The organism is Streptomyces sp. bgisy130, from assembly GCF_057708345.1.
Genome location: NZ_JBYISA010000032.1, coordinates 76,947 through 84,439 on the forward strand (window position 1 = coordinate 76,947; position 7,493 = coordinate 84,439).

The 7,493-nt window shown below is 72.6% G+C and carries 8 protein-coding genes; 4 read left to right on the forward strand and 4 right to left on the reverse strand.

What is annotated here, in order from left to right:
* Positions 1–296 precede the first annotated feature (296 nt).
* The 3 genes from AC3EUV_RS30075 (at position 297) to AC3EUV_RS30085 (ending at position 1,689) form a co-directional block, all read left to right on the forward strand.
* Complete coding sequence (locus AC3EUV_RS30075) at positions 297–926, forward strand: CAP domain-containing protein (RefSeq protein WP_435604288.1); 630 nt, start codon at positions 297–299, stop codon at positions 924–926.
* A 122-nt stretch (positions 927–1,048) separates the two neighbouring features.
* Positions 1,049–1,321, forward strand: coding sequence for a toxin-antitoxin system HicB family antitoxin (locus tag AC3EUV_RS30080; RefSeq protein WP_435604289.1), 273 nt, complete (start codon positions 1,049–1,051; stop codon positions 1,319–1,321).
* Positions 1,318–1,689 (forward strand): fic family toxin-antitoxin system, toxin component, encoded by a 372-nt coding sequence (locus AC3EUV_RS30085; RefSeq protein WP_387240900.1) that lies wholly within the window; start codon positions 1,318–1,320, stop codon positions 1,687–1,689. Before AC3EUV_RS30080 ends, AC3EUV_RS30085 begins: the two co-directional genes overlap by 4 nt.
* A gap of 21 nt (positions 1,690–1,710) precedes the next feature.
* On the opposite strand, the gene AC3EUV_RS30090 is transcribed toward AC3EUV_RS30085, so the two are convergent.
* The 4 genes from AC3EUV_RS30090 to bioB all read right to left on the reverse strand — a co-directional run bounded on the left by AC3EUV_RS30090 (position 1,711) and on the right by bioB (position 5,865).
* On the reverse strand, positions 1,711–2,382 hold the full coding sequence (locus tag AC3EUV_RS30090; RefSeq protein WP_432144592.1) for a class I SAM-dependent methyltransferase: 672 nt from the start codon (positions 2,380–2,382) through the stop codon (positions 1,711–1,713).
* Between the two features lie 204 nt (positions 2,383–2,586).
* On the reverse strand, positions 2,587–3,288 hold the full coding sequence (bioD, locus tag AC3EUV_RS30095; protein ID WP_435604290.1) for a dethiobiotin synthase: 702 nt from the start codon (positions 3,286–3,288) through the stop codon (positions 2,587–2,589).
* 131 nt (positions 3,289–3,419) lie between these two features.
* A complete protein-coding gene (locus tag AC3EUV_RS30100; RefSeq protein WP_432144594.1) occupies positions 3,420–4,724 on the reverse strand; it encodes an adenosylmethionine--8-amino-7-oxononanoate transaminase in 1,305 nt (434 codons plus the stop codon).
* The gene (gene bioB / locus AC3EUV_RS30105; protein WP_432144595.1) at positions 4,717–5,865 is read right to left on the reverse strand and encodes a biotin synthase BioB; all 1,149 of its coding nucleotides are present in this window, start codon (positions 5,863–5,865) and stop codon (positions 4,717–4,719) included. Before bioB ends, AC3EUV_RS30100 begins: the two co-directional genes overlap by 8 nt.
* A gap of 156 nt (positions 5,866–6,021) precedes the next feature.
* Here bioB and AC3EUV_RS30110 point away from each other — a divergent pair, with 156 nt between their 5' ends.
* The gene (locus AC3EUV_RS30110; protein WP_435604291.1) at positions 6,022–7,248 is read left to right on the forward strand and encodes an 8-amino-7-oxononanoate synthase; all 1,227 of its coding nucleotides are present in this window, start codon (positions 6,022–6,024) and stop codon (positions 7,246–7,248) included.
* Positions 7,249–7,493 lie beyond the last annotated feature (245 nt).

Below are 7,493 nucleotides of genomic sequence, written 5' to 3' on the forward strand. Positions count from 1 at the left end.
TACCAACTGCCGCCGTATCCCCGGTGCAAGTTCCTTTGTGGCGAAGCTTTTCGAGGCGGGACGGACCTGCGAACTTCTCCCGATTCGCAGCATCTGAAGTGTATTGGCCCGTCAACTCCTTTATGTAAAGAGGGGAATGCTGGGCGGGAGGAGTGAGGGATTGCTTTGTTACGGTGACCCCTGCTCTCGGAAAGGCGGTTCGGGTGACCGAACGGGCCTGTGGGGAGTGGACGGCGCCGCCCTGTGCCCTCCGCTTTCCGTTCCGGCATTCCCCTATGGAGACGATTTAGTTGAACGTGAAATTCTCTTCGGTGAAGCGCGAGGCGCGCGGCGCGCACCGGCGCCGGGCCCGGATGATTCCGGTCGGCATCATTGCCGCGGCCGGTGTCCTCGGTGGATCGTTCGCCGTGTTCAACTCCCAGGACAACGCGACGGCCAGCGAAGCCTTCCCCCAGGCTTCGGGCGGCGCCACCCCCGACGCCACGCCGAGCGACCGGCCCACCACGCCGGCGCCGAAGGCGACCAAGCCGGGGAACAGCAAGATCGACCGCTACGAGGCGGAGATTCACCGACTGGTCAACAAGGCGCGGGCCGAGCACGGCTGTGCACCCCTGCACCGCGACCCCCGTCTGGACAAGGCCGCCCGGCTGCACAGCCAGGACATGGCCGCCCACAGCCACTACTCGCACACCTCCACCGACGGCAAGGACCCGAAGGAGCGGATGGAGGCGCAGGGGTATGACGATGCCTCGGCGGAGAACATCGATGCCTGGCCGACGACTCCCCAGGGCGCGTTCGACGCCTGGATGCACAGCCCCGGCCACCGGGCCAACATCCTCGCCTGCCACTCCAAGGGCACCGGCATAGGTGTCGCCCTGGGCGGCAAGCACCGGGCCTACTGGACCCAGGACTTCGGCTACAAGTAAGGCCGGACCCGTGGGCGCCGCCTGCCCGGATGCCGCGCACCGGGCACTCGGGCAGGCGGACCCCGCGATCTCCGCCGCCCCGCCGCTTGCCGCTGCTAGCGCAAGCGCGCTAGCTTGAAGGGGTGGCGAAGACGCAGCTGAACGTCAGGGTGGACGAAGCCACTGCTGAAGCGGCGCGAGAGCGCGCCACGCAGCGGGGAGTGAGCATGAACCGCTATATCGAGGAGCTCGTCCTCAAGGACGCCGGCGAGGTCGGCCAGACCTTCGTCGAGGCCGCCTCCGACTTCATGAAGCAGTACGAGCGCGTCTTCGCCGAGGAATTCGGCCGGCAAGACGGCAGCCCCCCTGCCACCCCGGGCACCACCGACCGCGAAGGACTGCCGGGCACCACGTGACACTGCGCATCGACCTCGCCTGGCTCCTTCTCATCGCCGAACAGCACACCCCCGGAGACCCCCAGGTCACCGACTGGGGCGCCCTGGTGGCCGCGGTCAGCCGCCATGAAGCCGAGATATTCGGTGTGCCCGTCTACACCGACCCCCAGGACCGTGCCGCGGCGCTGCTTCAACTCCTGCTCCAGGTACCGGCGTTGGAGGAGGCGAATGCGATGTTCGCGACCGCGGTCGCCTATGGCTACCTCGTCGCCAGCGGTCTGAAGATCGCCACTTCCCCCGAGCAGGTCCGCGACCTCGCCCGCCTCGTCAAGGACGGTACGGCCGACGTCCGGGTCATCGCGGACGAACTGCGCACCTGGACGGTCTGAGCGCCGCCCCGTGCGGGCCGCTCAGCCGGCCGGCCGCCGCGCCGTGCCCAGCACCGCCGGTGAGGTCGGCAGCGTCGGCCCGCGCTCCGGCACCCTCAGCCGGCGCACCCGCAGCACCTCGAACCCGGCCGTGCGGATCTCGCCCAGCGGGTCCCGGCCGGTGTGACAGCCGCCCATCAGCAGCGGCCAGACCGTCCGGTCCAGCGACCACTGCACCGCCGCCAGCCCCCGCCCCGCGGCCCGCCCATGCTCGAAGAACCGCAGCTCACCGCCCGGCCGCAACACCCTCCGCAGCTCCAGCAGGGCCCGCTGCACCTCGCGCACCGAACACAGCACCAGCGACGCGACCGCGGTGTCGAACGCCTCGCTCTTGACCGGCAGCGCCTCCGCCACCCCCGGCACCAGATCCACCGGCACCTCCGCACGCGCCGCCGCCGACCGGGCCACCTCCCGCAGGGTGGGCTCCGGCTCGATGGCCACCACCTCCGAGACGGTCCCCGGATAGTGCGCGAAGTTCAGCCCGGTGCCCGCGCCGACCTCGATGACTCGGCCGGTGGCGCCTGTCAGCAGCTCCTTCCGGAGCGCGGCCACCCCCGCCCGGGCATCCGCGGCCGGACCACAGCAGTTCGCATAGAAACGGGCGAACACCGGGTGGTGCACCGTGCCCTGCGGAACTCTTCTGCGCTGCCACATGACGGACCCCTTCGCCGACGCTGCCCGCTCCTGGAGTCAGTTTCCCCACCGGGCGGGCAAGGAGTCCCCGGGAGCCACCCCGTCAGCGGGCCGGACATCCGTACGAGGCGGGAGCGGCCCCGAACACGGGGCAGGGGCCGTACGTCTCCCGTCCTCGCTCGCCACGCGCCGCCCGTGCGGCGGGGTGCCGCGGCCGCACCGGCGTCACGACGGGATAGGGAACGCCCCCGATCCGCCGAGTGCCGGCGCCAGCCAGTCCGGGGCCGCGCTGCGGAAGGCGTGCGGCGCGAGCCCGGCGGAGCCCGCCGGGACCAGGCCGAGGAGCGGGGCGCCCGCGGCGTCCGGGAGGTCCGCCAGATTGCAGCGGGAGGCGAGGTCGGGCTCGGCCGGCCAGCTGCCGATGACGACGCCCGGGGAGTCGAGTCCGTACGAGCGCAGGGCCAGCGCGGTCAGCGCCGTGGTGTTGAGGGTGCCCAGGCCCGCCTGGGCGACCACCAGGACGGGGGCCCCGGCCAGCCGCGCGGCGTCGGCGAGCGTATGGCCGTCCGCGTCGAAGCGGACCAGCAGCCCGCCCGCGCCCTCGACCAGCACCAGGTCGTGCGAGGCGGCCAGTTTGGCGGCGGCCTCGGCGATGTCCTGCGGGCCGACCGTCGGCAGACCGGCCCGCAGGGCGGCCGTCGCGGGCGCCAACGGCTCCGGGTAGCGGGCGAGTTCGACGCCGGTGACCGGGCCGGCCAGCCGCTCGACCTCCGCCACATCACCCGGCTCGTGGGCGGTGACGCCGGTCTGGGCCGGCTTGAGCACGGCCACCGAACGGCCCCGGGCGAGCGCCGCCGCGGCGATCGCGGCCGTGGTCACGGTCTTGCCGATCTCCGTGCCCGTGCCCGTCACGAACAGCACCGACATGGTTGAGCCTCCGACTCTGCGCGGCAGATCCCGCGCGCAATGACTGGGAATGTTGCTGTGTGCCCGGTGCGTACTTGCACCGGTAGCGGGGCGGCGGGGGCGCGGACACCCGGCCACCGCCGCCCGTGCGGTCAGCCCTCGCGCGCCGCCGCGCACACCGCGGCGCAGATCCGCGCCACATCGCCGTCGCCGGTGATGTACGGCGGCATGGTGTAGATCAGATCCCGGAACGGGCGCAGCCAGACGCCCTCCCGGACCGCCGCCCGGGTCGCGGCCGCCATGTCCACCTCGTGGTCGAGCTGGACGACACCGATCGCGCCGAGTACCCGGACATCACGCACCCCGGCGACGCTCCGGGCCGGGGCCAGCCCGTGCGACAGCCCGGCCTCGATCCGCTTGACCTCCTGCGCCCAGTCCTGGGACAGCAGCAGTTCGATCGAGGCATCGGCGACGGCCGCGGCCAGCGGATTGCCCATGAAGGTGGGGCCGTGCGCCAGCACCGGCAGTGCGCCGCGGGAGATCCCGTCCGCCACCGCCGCCGTGCACAGCGTCGCCGCCAGCGTGAGATATCCGCCGGTCAGCGCCTTGCCCAGGCACATCACATCGGGTGCGACGCCCGCGTGTCCGGCGGCGAAGAGCGCGCCCGTACGGCCGAAGCCGGTGGCGATCTCGTCGAAGACGAGCAGCACGTCATGGGCGTCGCAGGCCTCCCGCAGCACCCGCAGATAGCCGGGGGAGTGGAACGACATCCCGCCCGCCCCCTGCACCACGGGCTCCACGATCACCGCCGCCAGCTCCTCCGCGTGCCGGCCGATCAGCTCACGCAGCTGCGCGGCGTACGTCTCGTCCGGCGCCGCGTCGAAGCCGGGCGGCGGGGCGTCCGCGAAGATCTGCCGCGGCAGCACCCCCTGCCACAGCTCATGCATCCCGCCGTCCGGGTCGCACACCGACATCGGCTGCCAGGTGTCGCCGTGATAGCCGCCCCGCCAGGTCAGCAGCCGCTGTTTGCGCGGCTTCCCGAGCGAGCGCCAATACTGAAGGCACATCTTGACGGCGACCTCGACCGACACCGAACCGGAGTCGGCGAGGAAGACATGCTCCAGCGGCTCCGGAGTGATGTCGACCAGCCGCTTCGCCAGCCGGACGGCCGGCTCATGGGTCAGCCCGCCGAACATCACATGGCTCATCCGCCCCAGCTGGCCCTGTGCGGCCTCGTTGAGGACCGGGTGGTTGTAGCCGTGCACCGCCGACCACCAGGACGACATGCCGTCCACCAACTCGTCCTGGCCCTCGACCGGTTCGGCCAGCCGGAGCCGGACACCGGACGCGGACTCCACCAGCAGCGGTGCGGCCTTGCCGGGCATCGGCCCGTACGGATGCCACACATGCTGCCGGTCGAGCGCGAGCAGTTCGCCGGGGGTGAGCGGCTCAGGCATTGGGCGGCAGGTCGGTACCGGCACCGCGGCGGCGCACCGAGACCAGATCACGGCGGGTGTCGTCGGACGGCGCCGGGACGGCGTCCGCGGGCTCCCCGGCATCCTCGGACGCGCAGGCTCCCTCGCCACAGCCCTGCCTGCGGTGCTCGGGCAGCGTCGTGGTGTCCGTGCCCTCGACCTCGAACCCGGCGTCCGCGATCATCGCGAGGTCGTCCTTGCCGGCCTGGCCCTCACTGGTCAGATAGTCGCCGAGGAAGATGGAGTTGACCAGGTGCAGGGCGAGCGGCTGGAGACTGCGCAGATGGACCTCGCGGCCGCCGGCCAGCCGTACCTCGATGTCCGGGCAGACGAACCGCACCATCGCCAGGATGCGCAGCGCGCGCTGCGGGGTGAGGTTCCACTCCTTGGCGAGCGGGGTGCCCTCGAAGGGGATCAGGAAGTTGACCGGGACGGAGTCCGGGTCCAGTTCGCGCAGCGCGAAGACCACATCGACGAGGTCGGCGTCGCTCTCCCCCATACCGGCGATCAGCCCGGAGCAGGCGGACATCCCGGCCGCCTGGGCCTGCTGGACGGTGGACACCCGGTCCGAGAAGTCGTGCGTGGTGCAGATGTCGCCGTAGGTGGCTTCCGAGGTGTTGAGGTTGTGGTTGTACGCATCGGCGCCCGCCGCGCGCAGCCGGCCGGCCTGGCCGTCGGAGAGCAGCCCGAGACAGGCGCAGACCTCCACGCCCTCGTTCTGCTCCTTGATGGTGGAGATGGTCTCCGAGACGCGGTCCACGTCCTTGTCCGTGGGGCCCCGGCCACTGGCCACCAGACAGACGCGCTTGGCGCCGCCGGCCACCCCGGCGGCCGCCGCCTTGGACGCGTCATCCGGCTTGAGCCAGGTGTACTTGAGGATCTCGGCCTTCGAGCCCAGCCGCTGGGAGCAGTACGAGCAGTCCTCGGGGCACAGGCCCGACTTGAGGTTGACGAGATAGTTGAGTTTGACCCGCCGCCCGAACCACTGGCGGCGCACCTTTCCGGCCGCGGCCACGACATCGAGCAGTTCGTCATCGGAGGTCGCCAGCACGGCCAGCGCCTCTTCGCGGGTCGGCAACTCGCGCCGCAGTCCCTTGTCCACCAGTGTGTTCAGCAGGTCCATGGCGTTGATCCTGGCGTACGCCACCGCCTCCGGCCAAGGAGGATCTCCACAACGAGCTCCGATCGAGGTGTGTGTATCACCACACCGTGAGCGTGCTAAACGACCGCTAACGTCTATCGACAGCCGACAATCGAGGCCGACAGACGAAGGACGCCGATGCCGCAGGACTCCGCCCCGTCGCTGCTCCACGACACCGCGCCGGCGACCCCCGGCGAGCCCACCGCCGCGGCCTCCCGGCCGGCGTACGACGCGGCGTTCGACTGGATCGACACGGCCCGCGCCGCACGCCATCGTGCCGGTCTGGTGCGCACGCTGCGCCCCCGCCCCGCCGACTCCCCGCTGCTCGATCTGGCCAGCAACGACTATCTCGGACTCGCCCGGCACCCCGAGGTCACCCGCGGTGCGGCCGCCGCCGCGCACCGCTGGGGCGCCGGCGCCACCGGCTCCCGGCTGGTCACCGGCAGCACCGAGCTGCACGCCCGGCTGGAGGCGGAACTCGCCGCGTTCTGCGGCTTCGAGGCCGCTTTGGTGCTGTCGTCCGGTTATGCCGCGAACCTCGCCGCCGTCACCGCGCTCACCGCCCCCGGCACCCTGGTCGTCTCCGACGCGGGCAACCACGCCTCCCTCATCGACGGCTGCCGGCTCTCCCGGGCCCGTACCGAAGTGGCCCCGCACGCCGACCCCGAGGCCGTGCGAGCGGCGCTGACCGGCCACGACGGCCGGGCGCTCGCCGTGACCGACGCGGTGTTCTCGGTCGACGGCGACGCCGCGCCGCTCCCCGCGCTCGCCGAGGTCTGCCGGGCCGCGGGCGCCGCACTGCTCGTCGATGACGCGCACGGCCTGGGCGTCCTGGGCGAAGGGGGCCGCGGCGCGCTGTGTGCCGCCGGGCTCGCCGGTGACGGCGATGTGGTGACCACCGTGACGCTCTCCAAGTCCCTCGGCTCCCAGGGCGGCGCGGTGCTCGGCCCGGCCCGGGTCATCGAGCACCTGGTCAACACCGCCCGGTCGTTCATCTTCGACACCGGACTCGCCCCGGCCGCGGCCGGCGGCGCGCTGGCCGCGCTCCAGCTGCTGCGCCGCGAACCGCAGCGCGCCGCCCGGGCCGGCCAGGTGGCGCGGGAGCTGCACGACCGGCTCACCGCGGCGGGGCTGGCCGCGGTCCGGCCGGACGCCGCGGTGGTCTCGGTCCGTGCCCCCTCGCCGGAGGCGGCGGTCCGCTGGGCCGCCGACTGCCGCGCGGCCGGACTCGGGGTCGGCTGCTTCCGGCCGCCGTCCGTGCCCGACGGAATCTCCCGGCTGCGGCTCACGGCCCGTGCGGATCTGACGGACGCCCAGCTCGACACGGCGGTCGGCACGATCGTGGCCACGGCGCCGACGGCCTGACGCGTACGACGTTCCGGCCCGGGGCCGGCGGCCGCGTCCGGCCCCGCTCCGGGGGCACCCGGAACTCGCCGGTGCGGGTCCTCCCGAATCGGTCCTCCCAAATCCGTTCTCGCGTGGCAGAGTTCACCGCAATGAGCGATAGGGCTCCGTATATGTGGGTGGATCGGGTATCTCATCGCCGGCCGGAGTGGCAGTCTGGCGCCCAGCAGAAGCCCGAGGCCGCACCGGTGTCCGGAGCGGCATCC